Source organism: Flavivirga jejuensis (assembly GCF_030540765.1).
Taxonomy (GTDB): Bacteria; Bacteroidota; Bacteroidia; order Flavobacteriales; family Flavobacteriaceae; genus Flavivirga; species Flavivirga jejuensis.
This window is the reverse complement of sequence record NZ_JAUOEL010000005.1, coordinates 247888-272574: the sequence shown is the minus strand read 5'-3', so window position 1 is coordinate 272574 and position 24687 is coordinate 247888. Positions and strand designations below refer to the sequence as shown.

Annotated in this window: 15 protein-coding genes; 5 read left to right on the top strand and 10 right to left on the bottom strand. The window is 32.6% G+C overall.

Going from position 1 to position 24687, the window contains the following annotated elements; all coding sequences use genetic code 11:
- Window positions 1-249: 249 nt before the first annotated feature.
- Window positions 250-1416: a FecR family protein gene (locus tag Q4Q40_RS15135; RefSeq protein ID WP_303302741.1), complete on the bottom strand. Its 1167-nt coding sequence runs from the start codon at window positions 1414-1416 to the stop codon at window positions 250-252.
- A gap of 134 nt (window positions 1417-1550) precedes the next feature.
- On the opposite strand from Q4Q40_RS15135, the gene Q4Q40_RS15130 reads away from it, so the two are divergent.
- Window positions 1551-2144 (top strand): RNA polymerase sigma factor, encoded by a 594-nt coding sequence (locus tag Q4Q40_RS15130; RefSeq protein WP_303302739.1) that lies wholly within the window; start codon window positions 1551-1553, stop codon window positions 2142-2144.
- 206 nt (window positions 2145-2350) lie between these two features.
- On the opposite strand, the gene nagB is transcribed toward Q4Q40_RS15130, so the two are convergent.
- The 9 genes from nagB to Q4Q40_RS15085 all read right to left on the bottom strand — a co-directional run bounded on the left by nagB (window position 2351) and on the right by Q4Q40_RS15085 (window position 19256).
- Entirely contained in the window at window positions 2351-4285 is a 1935-nt protein-coding gene (gene nagB, locus Q4Q40_RS15125) for a glucosamine-6-phosphate deaminase (protein WP_303302738.1), read from the bottom strand.
- Entirely contained in the window at window positions 4266-7181 is a 2916-nt protein-coding gene (locus Q4Q40_RS15120; protein WP_303302737.1) for a serine hydrolase domain-containing protein, read from the bottom strand. The genes nagB and Q4Q40_RS15120 overlap by 20 nt, the downstream gene beginning before the upstream one ends.
- Window positions 7159-8196: a dipeptide epimerase gene (locus Q4Q40_RS15115; protein ID WP_303302736.1), complete on the bottom strand. Its 1038-nt coding sequence runs from the start codon at window positions 8194-8196 to the stop codon at window positions 7159-7161. The genes Q4Q40_RS15120 and Q4Q40_RS15115 overlap by 23 nt, the downstream gene beginning before the upstream one ends.
- Window position 8197: 1 nt before the next feature.
- Window positions 8198-11119 (bottom strand): FAD-binding and (Fe-S)-binding domain-containing protein, encoded by a 2922-nt coding sequence (locus tag Q4Q40_RS15110; protein WP_303302735.1) that lies wholly within the window; start codon window positions 11117-11119, stop codon window positions 8198-8200.
- Complete coding sequence (gene murQ, locus Q4Q40_RS15105; RefSeq protein WP_303302734.1) at window positions 11103-11939, bottom strand: N-acetylmuramic acid 6-phosphate etherase; 837 nt, start codon at window positions 11937-11939, stop codon at window positions 11103-11105. Before murQ ends, Q4Q40_RS15110 begins: the two co-directional genes overlap by 17 nt.
- The gene (locus Q4Q40_RS15100) at window positions 11929-13392 is read right to left on the bottom strand and encodes a sodium:solute symporter (protein WP_303302733.1); all 1464 of its coding nucleotides are present in this window, start codon (window positions 13390-13392) and stop codon (window positions 11929-11931) included. Before Q4Q40_RS15100 ends, murQ begins: the two co-directional genes overlap by 11 nt.
- A gap of 28 nt (window positions 13393-13420) precedes the next feature.
- A complete protein-coding gene (locus Q4Q40_RS15095) occupies window positions 13421-14605 on the bottom strand; it encodes an exo-beta-N-acetylmuramidase NamZ family protein (RefSeq protein WP_303302732.1) in 1185 nt (394 codons plus the stop codon).
- A gap of 272 nt (window positions 14606-14877) precedes the next feature.
- On the bottom strand, window positions 14878-16227 hold the full coding sequence (locus Q4Q40_RS15090) for a RagB/SusD family nutrient uptake outer membrane protein (protein ID WP_303302731.1): 1350 nt from the start codon (window positions 16225-16227) through the stop codon (window positions 14878-14880).
- Between the two features lie 26 nt (window positions 16228-16253).
- On the bottom strand, window positions 16254-19256 hold the full coding sequence (locus Q4Q40_RS15085; RefSeq protein ID WP_303302730.1) for a SusC/RagA family TonB-linked outer membrane protein: 3003 nt from the start codon (window positions 19254-19256) through the stop codon (window positions 16254-16256).
- 206 nt (window positions 19257-19462) lie between these two features.
- On the opposite strand from Q4Q40_RS15085, the gene Q4Q40_RS15080 reads away from it, so the two are divergent.
- From Q4Q40_RS15080 to Q4Q40_RS15065, 4 genes are all read left to right on the top strand, one after another.
- Window positions 19463-20218 carry a DeoR/GlpR family DNA-binding transcription regulator gene (locus tag Q4Q40_RS15080; protein WP_303302729.1) on the top strand — a complete coding sequence of 252 codons (756 nt, stop codon included), beginning with the start codon at window positions 19463-19465 and terminating at the stop codon, window positions 20216-20218.
- 85 nt (window positions 20219-20303) lie between these two features.
- Window positions 20304-20531 (top strand): DUF4291 family protein, encoded by a 228-nt coding sequence (locus Q4Q40_RS15075; RefSeq protein ID WP_345027326.1) that lies wholly within the window; start codon window positions 20304-20306, stop codon window positions 20529-20531.
- 68 nt (window positions 20532-20599) lie between these two features.
- Window positions 20600-20737, top strand: coding sequence for a hypothetical protein (locus tag Q4Q40_RS15070; protein WP_303302728.1), 138 nt, complete (start codon window positions 20600-20602; stop codon window positions 20735-20737).
- 792 nt (window positions 20738-21529) lie between these two features.
- Complete coding sequence (locus Q4Q40_RS15065) at window positions 21530-24682, top strand: SusC/RagA family TonB-linked outer membrane protein (RefSeq protein ID WP_303302727.1); 3153 nt, start codon at window positions 21530-21532, stop codon at window positions 24680-24682.
- The last annotated feature ends 5 nt before the right edge of the window (window positions 24683-24687 follow it).

Below are 24687 nucleotides of genomic sequence, written 5' to 3'. Positions count from 1 at the left end.
AATGATCATTAAAAACCGCTTTCTGAATAGAAAACAGAGACTAGTTAATTTAATTTCCATAAATTTGTGTGTTATTTAGTTAGTTAAAACATTTTAATTAATTTGATAATAATACCAAGGGGGTAGAGCTTTAGACTTTAGACGGTTAAACTTTATCCTCTTTTTGTTTGTTCTTTTATTGCATAGGCTATAATTTTTGAGTTAATAAATTAGTTTTTGATTCCTTTCTGAGATTAAATAAAATCTTACTTATTTTAGTATTATAGTTTTATCTATTATTTCGTAATTATTTATTGTATTGGATTTCATAATTAATAAAATTTGATCAATACTCTGATTTTTATCTAAATAGCCTTTAAATTTTATTGATTCTAAATCTTTATTTTCAAAAATTATATCAACATCATACCACCTTGAAATCACTTTCATGATGTCTTTTAATGGTTTTCCTTTAAAACTGAAAATGCCATCTTTCCATGAAATTTCGGTATTTACATCTACTTTATAAACCGTAATACTATTATTTTTTAGATCAAAATTTGATTGTTGATTAGGTACTAAATATTGTTTTGAAGTCCCGCTATTTACGACTACTTTACCCTCAACTAACGTCGTGTATATATTCGTTTCATCTTTATAAGCTTTTATATTAAACGCTGTTCCCAAAACTTCTATTTCTTGAGATTGATTTAATACTTTAAATTTTGCACCTTTATGATTTGTACTAGGAGATACATCAAAATAGGCTTCACCATAAACGAGTTGAACTTCACGAGTCACACCATCAATAAATGATACTGGATATTTAAGTTGAGATTCTGAATTTAACCAAACTTCTGTTCCGTCTGCCATAACCATATGAAATTCACCTCCTCTTGGAATGGTTAAATAGTTATATACAATCTCATTCGTTTTTTTATTGCCAGCCTTGTATATTATTTCTTCTCCATTGCTATTAGCATTTTGTGTTTGGTAAGTACTTCCTTTTTCCAATGCCACAACAGTACCATCACCTAGAGTTAAAGTTGCTTTGTCTGTTCCAGGTACAATAGTATTAGTATCTACAATTACTGGGGTGGACTCAACAGGTATATCGGATAAATTATTTTTAAATAAATAAGCTGAAACCATTATTCCAACTACTACAGCTGCAGCTGCATATTTGTAAATTGGTTGTCTTCTTAGTCTATAAACTAATGTTTTTTCTTTTTTTATTCTCAAAAGGAGTTGTTCAAGTGCCTTTTTTGTATCTGGATTGTTCATACTATGTATTATTGCATAGTGTGATTGTATATAATCTTTAAAGGCTATTTTATTTGCAGGGGTTTTAATCCATTCAGAAAGCGTATCCAAATCACTTACCGTTGCCGATTGCGTTATATACTTTATTACTATTTTTTCAATTTTTGGAGTCATTTTTAATACCTTAACTTTACATATATTACAAGGCAGAATGAAACAACCCTTGCTTTTTTTACATTTTTTTGCTTTTTTTATTATTATTTTATCATATTTACGTGCTGATAAATTAGAATTTACAGTTTTTCACTATGTCTTTTCCATATATTAATAATGTAGAATTCATCGAAAGCCTTAAAAAAGGAAATGAGAATGCCTACACTTATTTGGTTAAGACTTACCACAAACCTCTTTTTATTTATGCGTTAAGTCTAACAAATGACCATGCTCAATCTGAGGATATTGTACAAACCGTTTTTCTAAAGTCTTGGGAATTTAGAAAACGATTGAATCCTGATTATTCAATAAAAAGCTTTTTGTATAAGACTACTTATAATGAATTTATTAATCAGTACCATCAAACAAGAGCTATTTCTAATCTAGAAAAAGTTTATATTGAAGCTATTGATGAAACGGTTGATAGTAGTAATTCGGAATTATTAGAACAAAAAATTGCATTAGTTACTGAGGGTATTAAAAATTTGCCAAAAAAATGTAAAGAAACTTTTTTGTTAAGTAGAAAAGACGGCCTTACCAATATGGAAATATCTGATTACCTTAATATTTCCATAAAAACGGTTGAAGGACATATTACTAAAGCATTTTCTATATTACGAAAAACAGCCTCTGGTAAAATAGAAGGGATCTTATTTTTTCTGTATAGGAAAAGACACGTTAATACCTAATAATAAGCTAATTACACACTGTCTGATTTAAATTGGTTTATTCTGATATGTATTTTGTTCGAAGGTATGAAACGTAGCTTTTGATGAAGTACCTCATCTTTATGAGATGTCTCATCACTCATGACTTGCTCTGTCGACATTGACAAAACACCTCTTATCAATAACATAAATATTATTTATCTGTTTTAGTTTACATCGAGTTCACGTTAATTAAAATGATACCGCTTAAAAGCTTCAATCGCTGCATAATCTGCTAAACCAAGATCATTATATTTTTTTGCTGTTAATCTATTTCTATCTTCTACACGTACCCAAAACTCTCTGGAATCGTCACCTTGAAACATCACCCCATCTTTTTGTGATTGGTGATAAAAAATAGCGTGTCTTTTTTTCAATACTTGGTCTGGACTCATAGGAACGGCCATTTCTATTTGATAAGATTCCCATTCATGCCATGCGCCACGGTATAACCAAACCCTGCAATCGTCCATATATTTGTTGTGTTTTAATTTTTCTAAGGTTTCAAATAAAGCATCTAAACATACTTTGTGTGTACCATGGGGGTCTGCCAAATCTCCTGCCGCATAAATTTGGTGTGGTTTTATAGCCTCTATTAAGCGACACATAATATCTATGTCGTCTTGCGACAAATTATTCTTTTTAACGGTACCAGTTTCATAAAACGGAAGGTCTAAAAAATGAACATTAGCATCATCTAAGCCCAAATATCTAGTAGCTGCCAGTGATTCACTTCGTCTTATTAATCCTTTTAACCTTCTTACTTCATGTGAATCAACATTATTTCCTGTTTTATTATTTAAGTTATCAATAATAGCATGCGATGCTTTACAATCTGGGGTGAGAGACATAGATATTTCGGCAAACTTTAAAGCTTCTTCGTCTGAAACCGCAATATTCCCAGAAGTTTGGTAAGCAATATGTACATCGTGCCCTTGTTCAACAAGTCTATCAAAAGTACCACCCATCGAAATAACATCATCATCTGGGTGCGGACTAAAAATAATAACTCTTTTTTTAGGAATATTTGCACGTTCTGGTCTATTAGAATCATCTGAATTTGGTTTTCCTCCCGGCCAACCAGTAATGGTATGTTGTAGTTTATTAAACATTTTAATGTTTAAATCATATGCAGTACCTTCTTCTGCTAAAAGGGCAGACATCCCATGATCATTATAATCTTTATCTGTTAATTTAAGAAAAGGTTTATTCGTTAATTCACTTAGCCAAACAACTGCTTTTAATTTAAGAGCTTCTGTCCACAAACACGATGTTACTATCCATGGTGTTTTTATTCTGGTTAATTCTGTAGAGGCTCCTTTATCTAAAACAAAAGTTGTATTGTTATGCTCTTGTAAATATGTTGCAGGCACATGTGATGTGATCTCACCTTCAATGGTTTTTTTAAGGATGTTTGCTTTACTAATTCCCCAACCTAACAGCACAATTCTTTTTGCACTTCTTACTGTACCTACACCCATAGTAATCGCTTTTCTAGGAACATTATCTATTCCTAAAAATGCTGGTGCAGCATCAACACGAGTGATGTGATCTAAGGTTATATTTCTTGTGCCTGAATTAAAATGAGACCCAGGTTCGTTAAATCCAATATGCCCTGTTCTACCAATGCCTAGTAATTCAAAATCGAGTCCTCCAAGCGCCTTAATTTTCATTTCATAATCTATACAATATTCATATAGGTCTTCACTGCTTACACTTCCATTGGGTATATTAATATTTTCTGGTAAAATATCTACATGATTAAAAAGATGTTCATGCATGAAGTAATAATAACTTTGAATATTATTCTTATCCATTGGATAATATTCGTCCAAATTAAAAGTAATAACATTGGCAAAGCTTAAGCTTTCTTCTTTATGTATTCTAATAAGTTCTTCATAAACTTTTATAGGTGAAGACCCTGTGGCTAGCCCTAAAATACAGTTTGCATTAGATTTTTGTTTGTCTTTAATTAAATCTGCTATTTCTCTAGCAACTGTTAAAGAGCCCTCGGTTGAAGAATTAAAAATAACATTATGAATTTTTTCAAAACGTGTTTCTTCAAATTGTCCAGCAGGTTTGTATTTAATTTCCATTTTATATTTATTCTTCAATTGCTTCATAAATTAAATCCAGGATATCTGTTCTTATATTTCTCTCTCCTAACTTATTGTTAGCCATGGTTGGATATACTCGGTTTGATAAAAAAACATATAAAAGGCCAGTTTCAGGATCTGCCCAAGTATAGGTTCCTGTAAAACCACTATGACCAAAGCTATTTGCAGATGCGTATTTACTAGTCACTTTGTCTTCTAATTTTAATTGAGGCTTATCGAAACCAAGCCCTCTTCGAATACTATCTCTTTCATAATACCTATGATTAAATTTGTGAATGGTTTTTGATTCAAAATACCTTTTACCGCCATAGTACCCCCCTTGTAAATACATTTGCATCATTTTAGCAACATCGTTTGAATTTCCAAAAAGGCCTGCATTGCCACTTACCCCATTCATCATAGCTGCTCCCATATCATGAACATGACCATGAAGCGTTTGATTTCTAAAATAATTGTCTATTTCAGAAGGAACAATTTCAGATGGATTGAACTTATTTAGTGGATTATAGGTTAGCGTTGTTGCTCCTAATGGTTTGTAGAATTCCTCATTATCAAGAGCATCCATTTTTTTATTGAAGGTGGTTTCTATATATTTTTTAAATAAATAGAAAACCAAACCACTGTATTTATAACCTACTTCTGTTCGCTGTGGTGCCTCTGCTATTTTTTTATAGATGGAATCTGTGTATGAATTAATTAAATATAAATCTTCAGCCACTTTTATTGAAAAATCTTTGCTTTTAATGGTACTATAGTATTCTTTTAAAGGTGTTTTAGCAATGATATCGATCGTTTCTAAATAATAAGGAATCCATGGCTTTATTCTTCCAGTATGTGATAATGCTTCTTTGGTAGTAATCGTATCTTTATTGGTCGCTTTTAAATAGGGTAATATTTCACCAAGTGTGGTATTCAAATTAAAGAGCCCCATTTCTTCGCTTTTCATGATTAATGGAAGTCCTCCTAATATTTTGGTAACCGAAGCCAAATCATAAAGATCTGTCAATCTTACTTTTTGTTTTTTATTATAGGTATGGTAACCAAAACTTTTATGGTAGATTACTTTTCCATAACGTGCAACTAAAACCTGACCTCCAGGAGCCATTGAAGAATCTACTACCTTTTTTGTTACAGTATCTATTTTTGCTAATAATTTACTACTCATGCCCACATCTTCTGGAATAGAATAGGAAAGTCTTAATAAACCAGGAGTTGTTATACCAGTGCCTTCTGGAAATATATTTTTAATGGAAACGGGTAGTTTTCCTTTAATTTCTAATGCTCCAAAAATCATTTGTGCAGAAATCTCTTGCGACACTTTACTATTTTGATAGGATACTACAACAGCATCAATAGTACTAAAATCATCAATATCCAAAAGCGCATATGGGCTTGCAAAAACATCTAATATCACTTTGTGGTTTTTAGAAATTTCTTGCAACCAGATTAATTCATCCTCAGACATTTTAAAACGTTTCCAAGGGGTTTCGTTTGATTTATGATACCCTACAATTACAGTATGATACGGTTTTAATTTCTGAAGTAAGTCCGTTAAGTTGTCTTCAGAAATAACATCAACTTGTGTGTACTTATTCAATGTATTTGTAAAGTTAAAATGATTGGAATCTCCCAGTTTAACATAGGCTATCTTGGTTTTAGATAAATCATGAATAGGAAGTGTTGCATCATCATTTTTTACAAGGGTTATGGCTTCTTCCATTAAAGATCTATATAACAGTTTATCTGTTGAAGTAATAATATCATCTTTAATACCCTCCTCTTTTATTGGAACAAAATTATTTAAACCCACATAGTATTTAGCCAACAATATTTTTCGAACAGATTGATTTAAACGTGCTTCATTAAATATATTATTTTCAAGTGCCGTTTTTATTTTTTTTACAGCTTCCTTTATATCCTCAGGAATGAGCAAAATATCATTTCCTGCAAGAAAAGCAGCTAAATCAATAGCACCAGGTTCGGCATAATTAGCAGCGCCTTTCATATTTAAAGCATCAGTAAAAATTAAACCCTTAAAATTCATTTTATTTTTTAAAAGCTCTGTAACTACTTTATACGAAATAGATGTTGGAACGCCTTCTTTTGGTTCTAAGGATGGTACATTTAAGTGAGCAATCATAACACTTGCTAAATCTGAATCGAATAGTTGCTTGTAAGGATACAATTCTATGGACTCTAACCGTTTTAAATCAAAGTCTAGAAAAGGCAGTGTTTTGTGAGAATCTGTTGAAGTATCTCCATGCCCAGGAAAATGTTTTGCATTTGCTAAAACCCCTGCGCTCTGCATGCCTTTAGTAAAAGCAATTGCTTTTTCTGTGACATTGTATTTGTTTTCTCCAAAAGATCGGCTTCCTATAATTGGATTTTTAGGATTTGTATTAATATCAACAACAGGAGCAAAATTAATATGAATACCAACCCGTTTGCAATGCGTTCCAAGTTGTTTACCAAATAACTCAATTAATGTATTGTTTTCTACGGCTCCCAAAGTCATATTCCAAGGGTAACGAAACGTATTTTTTAATCTCATATTTAAACCCCACTCGCCATCAAAGCCTATAAGTAAAGGAATTTTAGACTTTGACTGGTATTGATTTGTTAGTTTTACTTGTTTTTCAGGAGTCCCTTGCATAAAAATAAGACCGCCAATATGATATTGTTTTATCATTTTTTTAATAAAATTCTGATGCTTTTTATCTTTATTGGAATAGGCTTGAACCATAAAAAGCTGACCTATTTTTTGGTCTATGGTTAGGTTTTTCATGATACTATCCACCCACTTTTTTTGATTTTCTACATCTGTAGTAAGTAATGGTTCTTCTTGTTGTGCGTAGCCTGCAAGACATACCAAAAAAGTACTAGCTATAATTAGTTTCTTCATTTTCATTTAATTTTACTCCTGTTCCATTTATATTCGGAAACTGCACGTTTCCATGTTCTATTTTCACACCTTTAGCAGTGTCATTTTTTAATAATAATACCCCATCCATATCCACATAATCTAACATAGGTGTTAGATGTGCAATGGCTGAAATGCCAACTGAAGACTCCGTCATACAACCAACCATGGTTTTCAATCCTAACAATTTAGCTTTGGCTATCATTCTTTTAGCAGGTGTTAAACCACCACATTTCATTAGTTTTATATTAACTCCATGAAAATGGTTGTGGCATTTATTGATATCTGTTTCTACAATACAGCTTTCATCAGCAATAATTGGTAAGCAGGAACCTTTAAATACTTTTTTAGCATCTTTCCAGTTAGTTGCTGGTAGAGGTTGCTCAATGAATTCAACGCCCAGTTTTTTAAATTCATATGAGTACTTTATGGTTTCATCTACAGTCCATCCACAATTCGCATCAATTCTAAATATTGAATTGGTATGCTTTCTTAATTCGGTAACTATTTCAAGATCTCTTTTAGTTCCTAATTTAATTTTATAAATGGGCCAAGGTGTTTCATTCATTTTAGCGACCATATTTTCGATAGAATCAATTCCAATAGTATAATTTGTTTGGGGTAATTTTTCCAATTTTAATCCCCAATATTCATAGAGTTTAACGCCTTTAATTTTTGTATACAAATCATGATATGCTTCATCTAAGGCACATAATAAAAACATGTTTTTATCAAAATGTGGCAATAAATAGTTCCAATATGCTTTAGGTGTTCTTCCTGAAGAAACTTCAACAATTTCGCGTTTTTCAATAAGTTCTTGCACCAATTGTTTGGCCGTTTTATTATAGTATACGTTTTCTGTTGCTTCTCCATAGCCAGAAAAACCATGTTCTTGAAGCTCAACTATTACAGAGGGAATAACCGTTCTGGTGGCTCCTCTTGAGATTGTAAAAGGATGTTTTAACTGTAAATTATATGTTCGTATTATTAATTTCAATTTAAATCAATGCTTCTTTTAAAATTGTAACGGGATGTTTTGAATTTCGATTGGTTCCGTCTTTTATTTGGTGCCTGCAACTTGTTCCCGAAGCTACAATAATCGTATCTTTTTTCATCTTTCTTATTTTTGGAAATAATGTGGTTTCACCAATTTCCATGCTTATATCGTAATGTTCTTTTTCGTATCCAAAAGACCCAGCCATTCCACAACATCCAGAAGTAATAATTGTAACATCATAGTTTTTAGGAATAGAAAGCATTTTAAATGTAGATTCTATAGTACTTAAGGTTTTTTGATGGCAATGTCCATGTATTTTCAATGTCTTTTTTTCCTCTTTAAAACGATTGGCCGTTATATGTTTTTTTTGCAACTCCATGCTTATAAATTCTTCTATTGTAAATACATTTTCTGCTATTTTTTTTGCCGCAACTTTATCATCAGACAATCTTAAATATTCATCTCTAAACGTTAATATGGCTGATGGTTCAATACCAACTAAAGGGGTTTTGTTTGTGATCAATTCTTTAAAAAAAGCAACATTAAAATTTGCTGTTTTTTTGGCTTTATCAAGTAATCCTTTGGAAATAAAACTACGCCCACTTTCTTCATGCTTCGTTATATGTACTTTGTAGCCCAATTTTGTTAATAATTCTATAGCATCTATACCGATGTTCACATCATAATAATTAGTAAACTCATCAATAAACAGATATAATTCTCCATGTATATTTTTTTGATTTAACAACTGTTTTTTGTTTTTGCTATACCAATGATATACTGTTATTTTTGACAACTTAGGCACATGCCTTTGAGAAGCAATTCCTATTATTTTTTTTGATATACTTGCATTTAATAAAAGATTTGTTAAAGTAGGGAAATAGCTGTTTATTTTATTCCATTTAACATTATTCGCAAACATTTTTGTTCTAAAAGGAATGCTATTTTTTTTATAATACTGATGTAAAAATTCGGCTTTTAAAATAGCGACATCTACATTACTTGGGCATTCGCTAGCACATGCTTTACAACTTAAGCAAAGGTCAAAGACATCTTTAAGCTCCTCATGATTGAATTTATTAGGTTTGGTGGAGTTGGTTAAAAACTCTCGCAAGGCATTGGTTCGTGCTCTTGTTGTATCTTTTTCATTTCTTGTTGCTCTATAACTTGGACACATTGTTCCTCCTGCCGAAGGTAATTTTCTGCAATCGCCAGAACCATTACATTTTTCGGTGGCTCTTAAAATACCCAAACTGTCTGAGAAGTCTAAAAGCGTATTTATTTGTGGTTCTTCTCTATCTGCTTCATACCTCAGGTTTTCATCCATTAAATAAGGCGCTACTATTTTTCCTTTGTTAAAAATGTTATTAGGATCAAAAATATGTTTCACTTTTTTTAAAAGTTCATAATTCTTAGCTCCTATCATAAGAGGTATAAATTCCGCTCTCACAATACCATCACCATGTTCACCACTAAAGGAACCGCCATATTTTTTTACTAATTTTGCTGTCTGGCTTGTAATGTCTCTAAATAAAATAACATCCTTTTTTTTCTTTAAATTCAAAATAGGACGTAGATGCAATTCTCCAGCACCAGCATGTGCATAATACACTACTTTTTGCCCAAATGCTTCCATTAATTTAGTGAATTCTGAAATATAATTCGGCAAATCTTTTATTTCTACAGCTGTATCTTCAATACAAGGAACCGCTTTATTATCCCCAACAATGTTTCCTAATAATCCTAAACCTGCTTTTCTGAGGTTGTGTGCTTTATTAATATCATTATTTAATAATTTAGGATATGCGTAACCCCAATTATGTTCTTTTAATTCATCAATTAACTTGTTGGCTAATTGATTCGTATTTTCAGTGGAATGGGTGCAGATTTCAAGCATTAAAACGGCTTGAGGGTCTGCTTCAATAAAAAACCTGTTTTTAATTTGCTCTCTGTTATTTTTAGTGCAATCTAAAATGGTTTTATCCATTAATTCACAAGTATATAAGTTATACTTCATCGCTGTTGGAATTGCTTCCATACTTTCTTGGATGCTATTAAAATGAACAGCAATCATCATTTTTTCAGAAGGCGGCAACCTGTCTAATTGTAGAGTTATTTCAGTAGTAAACGCTAAGGTGCCTTCGCTTCCACATAATAATTTTGCTATATTAATTTGTTCACTAGAATGATCAAATAGTTCTGTTTGAAGCAAGGTATCAATAGCATACCCTGTATTTCTTCTATGGATACCAGATTTAGGGAATTCCTTAAGAATTTCTTTTTGAACCTCAGCAGGTGATAATTCTTGGTACAACTTATTATAAATCGCCCCTTCTAAAGTGTTTTTCTCTGTTTTTTCTATAAATTCTTTTTTAGAGATTGCATGAAATACAGCTTCTGAACCATCACTTAAAAGGGTCTTTAATCCCAAAACTTTATCGCGGGTTACTCCATATTGTATCGATGTGGTACCTGAAGAATTATTACCTATCATCCCACCAATCATACAACGATTACTTGTAGAGGTGTTAGGGCCAAAGAACAATCCATGGGGTTTTAAAAACGCATTTAATTCATCTCGTATAACACCTGGTTGAACTTTTATGGTTCTCTTTTCTTTATTGAAATCTAGAATTTTGGTGAAGTGTTTTGAAATATCAACCACAATACCATGCCCTACGCATTGACCAGCCAAAGAGGTTCCAGCTGCTCTTGGAATAAGTGTTAAACGATACTTATTAGCAAAGTCTATTAATAATTTAATGTCGTTATTGCTTTTTGGTAAAGCTACTGCCGAAGGATACATGCGATATGCTGAAGCATCGGTGGCATAAATTGACAAATGTAACTTATCGGTAAAAATATCACCCGAAAAATTTTCTTGTAAATTTTTATAGAGTAACGCGTTAGTTTGAATTTTCATTAGTAGACTTAGCTTTATAAATATCAAGTATTTTTTTTACGCTTTTATGTTCACTTAATAGTTTATTTGCCAGCTCTTCTTCAATTTTTAGTTCGTCAACTATCATTTTCACACCTCTGTTTACAAGCTTTTTATTTGATAATTGCATATTTACCATTTTATTGCCTTTTACTTTGCCAAGTTTTATCATCACAGTCGTAGAGATCATGTTAAGTGCTAGTTTTTGTGCTGTACCAGCTTTCATTCTAGTACTTCCGGTAACAAATTCTGGTCCCACAACCAATTCGATCGGGTACTCAACTTCAAGAGATAAAGGGCTTTTATTATTACAAACAATACAAGCTGTTGTTATATTATTTTCTCGTGCTTTACGAACACCTCCAATAACATAAGGAGTTCCTCCCGAGGCAGCTATTCCAATAACCACATCATTTTTATTTATATCATACTCCATTAAATCTAGCCAGGCTTGATATAAATTGTCTTCGGCATTTTCAACCGCTTTTCTTAAAGCAGAATCTCCACCTGCGATAAGACCGATAATCCAATCGTCGGTAACGCCAAAAGTTGGTGGGCATTCAGAAGCGTCTAAAACACCTAATCGCCCACTAGTTCCAGCTCCAATATAAAAAAGTCTTCCATTATTCTTCATTTTTGAAACAATAACATCTATCAATATTTCCAATTTTGGAATTGATTCTCCTACTATATTTGCGACAGTTCTATCTTCCTTATTTATGTTTTTAAGCAAATCCTGAGTACTCATTTTTTCTAAATCATTGTAATGAGAAGCTTGTTCGGTTGTTGATTTATTTTCCATCAATAATTAGTTTTTGAGTTATTATTAAACTTAAAATAGTAAGTAGTGCATTTACGAATATATTCATAAATCCAAGGTCAAAATTAAAGTTAACAATTAAGTAATCATTTAAGTAATACGTTGCTATGGGTGCAGTAATGCATAGTATGGGTACGGACTTATCATGTATTTTTATTTTAGTAAAAATGCCTAATAAATAAAGCCCTAGTAATGGTCCATAGGTGTAACCTGCTACCTTAAAAATAGTAGAGATAACATCGCCTTTACTATTTGAAAATAACATAATAATTATAAACACTATGACAGAAAAACCAAAAAGAACTCTATTTTTAATGTTTGTTTTTTGGCTACCACTTTTATCTTCAATATCTAAAAAATCATGAGTGAATGAAGTTGTTAATGCTGTTAATGCAGAATCTATGCTTGAAAAGGCAGCTGCAGTAATACCTAAAATAAAAGTAATACTTGCAAATAAACCAAAATGATTTAAAGATAAAATAGGAAAGAGTGTGTCTGTATTTACAAATTCACCGTTTACCTTCTCTAAAGTAATGCCATTTTTTTCAGCATAAATATATAAGACAACTCCTAATCCTAAAAATAAGAATTGTGTTATTGCTAGAATAAGGCTAAATACTAATGCATTTTTTTGAGCATCCCTTTTATTCTTACATGTTAGTGTTTTTTGCATTATATTTTGATCTAAGCCCATCATAGCGATCGCTATTAGCATCCCAGATATTATTTGTTTAAAAAAATTGTTCTTAGAATTAAAATCCCAATTAAATAACTTAAAATATTGGTGATCTTTAATACTTGTTATCGTTTCGGAAAAAGATAATCCTAAAGAGTTTTTAACAATTACAATGGCTACAATGGCCGCAAAAATTAAAAAGGTTGTTTGCAGCGTATCTGTCCAAACAATTGTTTTTATTCCTGATTTATTTGTGTATATCCACACAAGAAAAATGATAATCATTACGGTAACAGGAAAAGGAATGTTATAACTATCAAATAATGCATACTGTAATATTTTAGCAGCCAATAAGAGTCTTAATGCCGCTCCAAAAGATTGGGATATTAAAAAAAACAAGGATCCTGTTTTGTATGAGTAATTCCCAAATCTAGAAGATAAGTATGTATAAATAGATACTAATTTTAGTTTGTAGTAAATGGGAATTAACACCAATACAATAAAAATGTATCCTAAAACATTCCCTATAACAAACTGAAAATAATAGAAAAAATTATTACTTACCATGCCAGGAATAGAGACAAATGTGACGCCCGATAATGCGGCACCAACCATCCCATAAGCTACGAGAGGCCAAGGAGATTTTCTATCTCCTGTGTAAAATGTATTATCGCTGGTATCTTTTGAAGTAAGATATGATATTACCATAAGCACGGCAAAATAAATTGCTATGATCGAAAAGATTACTATCGGATTCATAAATACAATATAAAATTGTTATGTGCTTTTAATATATTTTTACAGCGTTAAATTGTTCCTTATAAGCCTCTAAATTTTCGAAATCATCAAGGGCTTCTGTGGAATCATTATTTTCTATCCAATGTCTTAATTTCTCTGTTCCATTAATAATATCGATAGGGTTTTGCTTGTAATTATATTCATAAGGCGGTTTTTTCCATTCAAAATCGTCTCCTAATAGATGGTATAGTTCTCGTAAAATAAATTGCCCTACGCGCCAAGGCCTGAAAGCTGCTTTATTGGTTACATGAATTTGAAAGCCGCCGCAAACAGTATTTCCATGTTTTTGAAAGGTAGGTAGGAAGGTTATGGGTCTTAAAACAAAACCCTCGAGTTTTGATTTTTTTATACTTTGGGACATGTGATTCTCATAAAAAGAATAGGGTTCTATTTTTGGGTGCCCTACAATTTCTAATGGCTGTGATGTACCACGCCCTTCACTTAAAAGTGTGCCTTCATAAAAAACAGTCGCTGCAAAAGTTAAAGCACTTTCTGCTCTTGCAAGATTCGGCGAAGGTAAAAGCCACGGCAATTTCGTGTCTTCAAAAAACATGTCTCTTTTCCAATGTTGCATTTTTATTATTTCGAAGTTTGTTTTTCCTTTAGCCCATAAATTTTGATGCATTAACCCCACTTCCCCAATAGTCATTCCATGACGTATCGGAATTGGGTGACGGCCAACAAATGATTCAAATTCTGGTTCTACAAGATTTCCCTCGATATCAATGCCGTTAATGGGATTGGGGCGGTCTAGTACAATAATTTGGATATCCTTATCAACACATTTTTCAAGCAATAGTGTAAGCGTATAGATGTATGTGTATATTCTGCAGCCTACATCTTGCAAATCAATAAAAAAGTGATCAATATTTTCTAACATCTCGTCTGTAGGAATGCGTGTTTCTGAATAAAGGGAGTAGACAGGTATGTTAAAATGTGGATGTATATAATGATTTGTTTCAACCATATTGTCTTGCACATCTGTTGAAAAACCATGCTGTGGCCCAAACATTTTTATAAATCTTGAACCAAATATTTCTTTAAATTTTACTGCTGCGTGTGTAAATGTGGAATCGATAGATGCATTATGGCATAATAATGCTACGTTTCCTTTATATTTATTTTGATGCGTTTTATCCCTTAGGAAAACATCCAAGCCTGTTTGAACTTTCATGATTTAATAACGTTTATTTTTTAATACGTATTTCTGAATATATTGAAGTGATTTTTTAGTATCCTTAATTAAAAATTAAATTTAGGATTTAATAATTAGTATTGTATGTAACACCAATAAGCATCAAAACGTCGCATATAACTGTTTATTTTTCACTTATATGAAACAAAAAATAATTCAAATTATTTATTATACACCATTTTTGAAATTTAAGTTGGTGTAAGAGCAGTATTACTACTACTCTTACACACAAACTTAAAAAAACTAATATTTTAGATGGATGGATCTGAAGGTGTATTTTGATTATTTTCTCTTTCTATACTTGGATAGGGGTAAAAGTTCCTATTCCTTTCGTTAGTCGTATTGGCTGCAGAAGGCACTACAAAATCAGGATGAAATCTTTTACTATCCTCGTGCCTCATGCCTGTTAAAAAGAGCTCAATAGATCTGTTCTTATATATTTCTTCCAAAATGTCTACCTGACTTGCAGCATTACCCGTCCAGGCAGGAAGGTCAGCGTTAACACCAAGAGGATCATCATTTTTTTGTCTTACTAAATCTAATTGAATAACGGCATTACTCAATTGATCTTGTCTCGCATAGGCTTCTGCCTTGTTTAACATCATTTCACCAGGAAGATAGATTGGAATAGATGTTGTACTCGTAGCAAAAAAGCCAAGCATTTCACTTAAAGCCTGACCGCCAGCATCGGCATTTGCATTTCCAGCGCCTGCACCTAGATAAAAATCAATCCGACCATCTCCTACTTCAGGAATATACATCCCTAGTAATCCAAAATTAGTTTGTGGGTTTAGATCTTCTGAGTTAACGGTTCTATTCCAAATAGGGTTTTGATTATTAGCATCAAAGACCCACATTGAATTAATTGGAAGACTAATATCATCTAATACGGTATCTGCAGCAGTAATAGCTTCTGTATAATTACCTGCTAACAAATGATATCTAGAAAGGAATGCATTAATTGTTTTTTGTAAATTAATGTCATTCCAAAGAACACTTGATTTAAAATCATCAGACATAGCTGTAGCAGATAATACATCAAGCGCATCTTCTAGTAACGCAATGCATTCAGCTAGTACCGTTGCCCGATCACTAAAAGGTGCTTGTCCATCTAGAGCATTATCTATTGGAACTTGCTCGAACATCTGAATTAATGATCCCAGACACATGGCCTTAAATAAATTCCCATAAGCCAAAAGCCCTGCTTTAGTCCCATCGGTAAGCTCTACGGTATTAGCACCATTAATTAATGATTCTGCCATTCCTTTGGCACGTAAAAGATTCACCCAAGGGTTTGTAATACCACCACTTTCACTAGGTAATTCGGCGCCTCCTTTAGCGAGTTCATTAATGTTTAAAAACGTATTGGTTACTCCCAGCTCTCTTGTAGTAATTCCTGGGGCTTCTATGACTTGCCTCAATGCAGTTACTGAGTAGTATTGTCTAATTCCAGTAGCTAATGCAAAGAGACCTTCCTTTGTTTGCAGAACAACCTCCTCAATAGGATTGTTTGGATTTTCAAAATCAGTTTCGCATGCTGTAAATAAACAACTACCTATAAGCAAAACACTTACGATTGTATATATTTTTATATTTTTCATATTTTAAAATTTATTGATTTTGATACTTAAAAAGTAGCTGTTACACCAAATTTAATGACACTAGGTATTGGGACTAACCCCATAACACCACCTCTGGAGCCATTGTTTTGTGCATCCATATTTACTTCTGGATCATATCCTGAGAAATTATCTATAGAAAACAAATTACGCCCCGTTAAGCTTAATTTAATATTGCTAACACCTTCAAAAGGTCTATTTAATAAATATGAAGCTGATATTTCACGAAGCTTAACATAAGACCCGTCTTCAATATAAGATTCAGCAATACCAAATTTAGCCGCTCCAGTTCCACGAACTTCGTCTCCTCTTAATTCACTAGCTGTAGCACTTCCACCACCAAAATTATAGAACATACGGGTATCCCAGCTTAAAATATCATTACCTTGAACAGCATCAAGTTGAATTCTGAATGAAAAGTTTTTGTATCTAAACTCATTAGTTAAAGAAGCTATAAAATCTGGATTTGGATCTCCAATAACCTTGCTTAAATTAGCACCACTTGGTTGTCCTGATGCGTCTCTTTCTGGAACGGGGTTTCCATTTACATCGAAAGACCCTTTTTCTCTTTGAGGAAGACCTCCTGAAGTTAAAAGTAAACTTCCATCCGAATTTCTTGCATAATACCCTTGGTAAAAAACACCTAAAGGATTACCATTTTTAGCAACAGAAAACCCAAAATTCCCAATTCCAAATTGCTCTCCTTCTATATCATTTACTTCGTTTTTATTTGTGGAGTATGTTCCAGTAATAGACCAACTAAAATCTTTTGTTTGAATTGGTGTGGCTGTAATTAATGCCTCAAAACCTCTGTTAGTCATCGTTCCAATATTTTCGATCCTTGTGCCTGAGCCGGTTGAAGGAGATAATATTCTTTCTAATAAAAGATCTGTTATATCTTGTTTATAATAAGTAAGCTCAATTCCTATCTTATTATTAAACAATCCCATGTCAATACCGAATTCCAATTCAGATTGTCTTTCAGGTTTTAAATCAGGATTCCCAAGTAGGGTGGGAGCAACAACGCCAGAATTCCCATCAATACTTCCTGGCGAATAACGTGTAAACCGATCGAAAGCTTTAATACCAGTAAGATTACCTCCTTCTCCCCAAGCTGCTCTAAACTTAAAACTATTGATGGTACTTCCAAAACTATTTTCCCAAAAATCTTCATCAGAAACTAAGTAAGACATACTAGCTTTTGGAAAAAATTGCGTTCTTTCCTTTGGAGCAAATACTGAAGCCCCATCAAGTCTAATCGCACCAGTTATAAAAAGCTTATTACTAAAACCAAAAGTTTGTTGTAAAAAGCCTCCCCAAAATGTTACTTCACTTCTTAATTCCCTAGTGGAGATAGAAGCTGCACCATCTGTAGTTTCTATACCTACTGCCAATCCTGTTCCTGAAATTGAACGTTCTAAAATCTTCTCTGATTGCCAAGAGCCCCCAATTGCTGTTGTAGATTTTATATACTCTCCTATCTTTTTATCATAAGAAGCATTTAAATCACTATTTACTAGCTTGTTACTAATTGTAGAGGTACTAGCACTACCTAATAAAACCGTATTGGTGCCAATAGGAACATACGTACTACCTATAGATTCAGCATTGTCATAACCAAGAGTGTAGTTTATTTTAAGACCATCTGCTGGTTTTAGATTAACTTGCACATCACTAATAATTCTATTATTATTTTGATGAAAATCAAAAGTATCAATATATTCTAAAATGTTTGGATAAAAGGTCAGATTAGGATAATTTCCATCCACATCACGATTTGGATCAATGATATTATTTGTAAATAATATAGTTGGTAATGGTCCAAATTCATAACCTCCATTAGGCAGATCTTGACTTCTGCTTGTAGAAAAATAGGTTCCTATAGAAGTAGACGCCCAATCATTAATGACTTGATTAATTCTTACTCTTCCTGCCTCTCTTTCAAAATCAGTGCTTTTGAGAATTCCATCATTCTTTAAATAAGAAAATGAAGCAAAGTAGTTTGTATCGTCTTTTCCTCCCGCAATCGAAACATAATTATCGGTTCCTGTTGAATTTTCAAATACCATATCTTGATAATCGTACCTTGTTACAGGCACTTTATCAAGAACCGTAATATCACTTGATGCCCAGTCAAAAGGTTCCTGATTAAAATCACGTTTCTTTCTTAGTGAATTAAAATTCACACTACTAGATAATGTAATTACAGGTTTTCCTGATTTCCCTTTTTTTGTAAAAATCTGTACAACACCATTACCAGCTCTGGCGCCATATAACGCTGCAGCTGCAGATCCTTTTATTATCTCAATTCTATCTATATCTTGTGGATTAATATCTGAAAGTCGGTTTTGCATCACACTGGTTACATTCAAAACATTAGTAGAATTGTTATTAACAAATACCCCATCAATAATATATAATGGATCCGAACTACCATTAACTGTACTTGCACTTCTTAACCGAACACTAATACCCCCAGCAGGATCACCTGAGTTTTGTGTAACTTGAATTCCAGCCAACTTTCCAGAAAGACCAGCAGTTATATCTACCGAGCCAGATTGAGCAATATCTAATCCTTCAACAGTTGAAATAGTGTTTCCAAGTTGTTTTTTTGCTGTTAATGCCCCTACTCCAGTAATCACAACAGCATCAAGCCCTAAAATATCTGTGGTCATAATAACATCGGTTACAACTTCCGTTTGAGCACCAAGCGTTAGTGTGACTTCTTTTGTAGTTAAACCTAATGATCTAAAAACAAGTACATAACTACGGGCGTTTAGATTTGCTTGCAACTTATAGCTACCATCAAAATCAGTAATTGCCCCATGGCTTGTGTTTTTAATCTGAACAGTCACCCCAAGCACTGGTTGTCCCAAATCATCAACGACATTACCTTGTAGTTTATAGTCTGTCTGACCATGAATTGTAAATCCAAATAACATAAACACTAACAAACTGTTTATGAATTGAACTCTCTTAAAGCATGAGAAGCTTTCATTTGTTTTTTTCATGAGATTTTGTTTAAAAGTTAGTTGTTTGACACAAATATATAGCAATAAAATTATTTTGCAATAAATAACAGCAAATAAATATTGCTTTCACATGCTTTTCATCTATAAAACAGCAATTTTTGATTTGTTTTGCAGCTTAATTGCGCGATATTAGAGTATTTTTTTATATTGCGAACGCTTAAAATTAACATACAAATACTTTATAATTGAATAAAAAACAACGACAACAAATTATTCTAAACGAAGTACATATTCATAATAGAGTGCTTTTAACCGATTTGGCCGGGATTTTAAAAGTATCCATTGATACAGCGAGAAGAGATATTACTGAACTAGATGGTTTACAAAAATTAAAAAAAGTACATGGTGGTGCAGTATCCAATGGATTTAATATCTATTCGGGAAGAAATAGAGAAGTTTACGAGTTAGGAAGCAAAACAATCATCGCTCAAAAAGGAATATCTTTACTTAACAAAGGAGATATCGTTTTAATTAGTGGAGGATCCACTAATTTAGAGTTAATCAAACTAATTCCTAAAAATTTAAATCTAACATTTTTTACGCCTAGCTTGCCTATGGCAATAGAGTTACTTAATAATATTTCAGAGCATGAAGACGTCATTTTTATTGGAGGAAAACTATCAAGAAAGTCTCAATTAGCAACTGGTGGTAGTTCTATTAATATTTTATCAGAGATTAAAGCAGATATTTGTTTTCTAGGAACAAGTTATTTAGATGTAAACGAGGGAATCACAGCAATCGATTGGGAGATTGCCCAGGTGAAAAAAGCGATGATTAAGGCTTCGAAAAAGCTTGTATCATTAACTATATCTGAAAAACTTAACACATCTAACAGATATAAAATATGTGATATTAATGATCTAGATGTTCTGATTACAGAACTGGATCCAAGTTCTACAATCTTAGATAAATACTCTCTACAAGGCGTAAAAATTCTTTAAGAGTCTAATTTATTATATAATTTTTATTTACGTCCCAATCAGAAATAGCTGATTTTATTTTCAGTGGTAACTCTGCTCTTCTTCCATTTACCTTAATCCCAATATAAAGAGATGTGGTGCAAAGTTGGAGAGAAGAGCCATTCAATTAGGAATACGAAATAAAAAGATTGAAAAATATGCCAAAAACGACATATTACAAATTGAAAATATATCTGAGTTTGTAAAAGAACAGCATCAATATGTCCTTAGCAAGGAATTAGATAAATTGATGATTCCTCAAGATAAAAATGTCATAATTCAAATATTATATTAATTAGATTGTCACTCTATTATACATATATAAAAATGTAACCTAGGAATAAAATAAATAATCGAATTATAATGATCTCAAAATCGAGAGACTTTGCAGAGCGGAGTATTGACGATATTGAGCATTTACCCGAAGAAGATAAAAAGCCACACTATATCGCTATAATGTGGCTTATCTTTTTATTGCTTACTCAATACGGCACTCGTTAAAGACGAAGCGCTAGTGCACACTAGAACTATTGGGCATGGAAAAAATTTCTGCACTAACGGGGTTATTTGAGTTAGTCATCAAATTAAAATAATTTGGATTTATGAAAAGCACATTTTACCGATGTGCTTTTCTAACGGAGGTTATTTGGGTGTTACCATAAAATTGTCCTTCTAATACAAAATTAAATCCCTTAGCGATAAATTTTGTGTCATATATTTATTTCTCCGAAAAAGTCCCTGACTTAGGTGGTACATCAATCAATCCAGCGCAAAAAAGTGGAAAAAGGCTACAGTCGTTTATTGGTATTATGATATTGCTGTATTTCCAACAAGACACATATATAAGTAGCCCTACCCCCCTTTAACTTTGGCATAAGTTTCATTCATGCCTCATCTTTTTATAAATGCACAACGTGTTAATCTAATATTTTCTGTTTTAACAACTAGTATTAATACAAATTACATTACTAAAAACCAATTAAATACATGATTGCTTAGTCGTTTTATTTAAAAACTTCAAACTTTTATCACTGCAGTAGATAGCAGGTCTAAGCAAATAATTTTAAGGTTCATAATAACAGTTAGTACACAATAATAGTGGAGAATTAAATTTTAAGATATACATAATTTAGACTATCAAATTTTAAGATTCACATAAGGTTGATTGTAGGTTTCCAATGGTATTTATCATTTTGATAAAAATCAATATGTAAGGTTTAGATTTCATTGCTATTTATTGTTTCGATAGCTTATTATTAGGAACTTTAAAACAACTAATTCAAAAATTTTTATATGAAAAACACAACGAAATTTAGTGGAATTATAACGCTATTTTTAGCGTTTGCTGTGCAACTAACATTTGCACAAGAAAAGACAATTTCTGGTATAGTCTCAGACGATTCTGGCTTACCTCTTCCAGGAGCAACAATCTTAATTAAAGGTACAGCTACTGGTATTACAACAGATTTTGATGGAAAATATTCAATTAAAGCTAATCTAGGAGCTACTCTTGTATTTAGCTTTATTGGATACATAACCTACGAAACTAAAATTACAAATTCAAATTCAATCGATGTAACATTAAACGAAGATGTTTCTACATTAGAAGAAGTTGTTATTGTCGCTTTTGGTACTACAACAAAAGAAGCATTTACGGGGTCGGCTAGTGTTATTAAATCGGAAAGTTTCGAAACAAGACCTTTAACATCACCAATAGCCGCTATTGAAGGAAATGCTACAGGTGTGCAATTTATTTCTGCATCTGGACAACCAGGGTCTTCACCAAGTATTGTTATTAGAGGTGTTGGAACACTAAGTGGATCGACAGATCCTTTATATATAGTAGATGGCGTATCTTTTCAAGGAGGTTTAAACACTTTAAATCAAGACGATATAGAGTCCTTAACAGTACTTAAAGATGCTGCTTCAACCTCTCTTTATGGTTCTCGGGCAGCAAATGGAGTTGTTATTATTACAACTAAAAAAGGAAAAAAAGAAAATGCTATTAAAGTGAGTGCTTCTAGCCAATTTGGAATTATAACAAAGGCCATTGATGAATATGACGCTGTTGGACCTGGTGATTACTACGAACTAATGTGGCAAGCTTACAAAAACTCTTTGGGAGGAGATGAAGCTGCAGCTATAGAAGCTTCTTCTACCATTTTTAACCGTTTAGGAAGAAACCCTTTTAATGTTGCAAATGATCAAATAGTAGGAATAGATGGCAAGTTGAATCCAGATGCCCAAATTATAGCTCAAGATTTAGATTGGTATGATGCTCTTGAAAGAACAGGAACAAGACAAAACCATTCTATTAACGTATCAGGAGGTGGAGACAAACACTCAGCATTTTTTTCAGTATCTAATTTAGATGAAAAAGGATACGTAATTGAAAGTTCTTATAAGAGAACTACAGCCCGGTTAAATACCGTTTTTAATGCGACCGGTTGGTTATCTATGGGAGGTGGTGCATACTTCACATCAGAAACAACAACAGGTTCTCCTTCAAGAGGCAGCTCTGCCGCTAATGTTTTTGCCTTTGCAAAAAATATGGGGTCTATTTACTCTCCATACTTACTAGACCCAAATACAGGAGCATATCTTTATGACGAGACTGGAGCCATTCGATGGGATAGAGGAGAAAGTGATGCTACATTAGGCATACTCTCTAGACCTACAGACGTTGGAAGAAATGCCCTGGAAGAAGCCATTTTAAATAACGAACTCACAAAAAGAAATAAGTATGGTTTTAGATACAATACTGATTTCTCCATAATTGAAGGTTTAAAAGTAAGCTTTTTATACGGTCAAGATATTCAAGACAGTGTAAACCAAAGTTATGAAAATGCCCTTGTTGGAGATGGATCTCCAACAGCTAGGTTTCAAGATGCTAGATTTAAAAGAACTGTGGAAAACTTCAATCAATTAATTAATTACAACACAACTTTTGGGAAGCACAATTTAGATATCACTTTGGGTCATGAAAGTTTTAGTAGAAATTTTTCAGAAAACAGCGCTTTTAAAAGCACAGAAACCATCGCTGGTATTTATGAGCTAGACAATTTTTCTGAAGTTCTATCTGCAGATGGTAGTAGTACAGACTACAATCTTGAAGGTTATTTAGGAAGACTTAATTACGACTTTGATAGTCGCTATTACCTAAGCACATCTGCAAGAAGAGACGGCTCTTCTGTTTTCACAAACAGTAAATGGGGTACATTTTACTCTATTGGGGGCTCTTGGAGAATTAGCCAAGAAAATTTTATGGATAATGTATCTTTTGTAAATAATTTAAAATTAAGAGCATCTTATGGAGGTGTAGGAAATGATCAATTAGAAAATAGTGATGGAAGTTTAAATTATTATATCTCTCAACCGCTATATGCCATCTATTCAAACGCTGGAACTCCAGGATTACGATGGGATACTACAGGTAATTCTGAATTACAATGGGAAACCTCAGAAAGCTTTGATATTGCTTTAGAATATGGCCTATTTAACAATCGCTTAACGGGTGCATTTGAATTTTATAAAAAAATATCATCTGATCTACTTTATAATGTACCAATACCAGGATCTGAAGGTCAAACTGTAGCACCTGACAATGTTGGAGATTTGTACAACCAAGGTTTTGAAGTTGGAATAAATGCTCTAATTATTCAATCTGATAACTTTTCTTGGAATTTGGGAATACAAGCCTCAACACTTAAAAATGAAATTACATACCTCCCTGCTCCATTTATTGATGGCTCTAAACGTTGGGAAGCAGGGCGCTCAAGATATGACTATTACATATATGATTATGCAGGTGTAGACCCAAGCAATGGCGATGCTTTATTTTACATGTATGAAGAAATTGATGACGAAGTTGGTGTAGCTGTATTAAATGCAAATGGAACCCACGCAACAACAAACAATTTTGAAGAAGCAGGAAAAGGCTATGTTGATGCTACCTCAATACCCGATATTATAGGAGCTGTATCAAACGCCTTTAAATATAAAAATTTAGATCTTAGCTTTTTATTTACTTACCAAATTGGAGGCGATATTTTAGATTATGGGTACGCCAATATGATGCATGAAGGGGCTTATGGAGAATCATTACATCCAGATGCGCTTAACGCATGGCAAAACCCTGGAGATATAACAGATGTTCCTAGGTTAGAAAATGGTGAATCAGATTTATCTCCTTCTTTATCATCTAGATGGTTAACAGACGCCTCATATATAGCACTAAAAAACACGAATATATCTTATAGCTTAGATAAGGACGTTTCTCAAAAATTCGGTATCGATCAATTAAAGTTATTCTTATCTGGAGAAAACTTATTGCTTTTTACTAAAAGAAATGGTTTAAATCCACAATATAACCTTTCTGGAACACCATCGGGTAATGATTATAACCCAAGTAGAGTAATCTCAGTTGGTGTTAATCTTTCTTTTTAAATTAA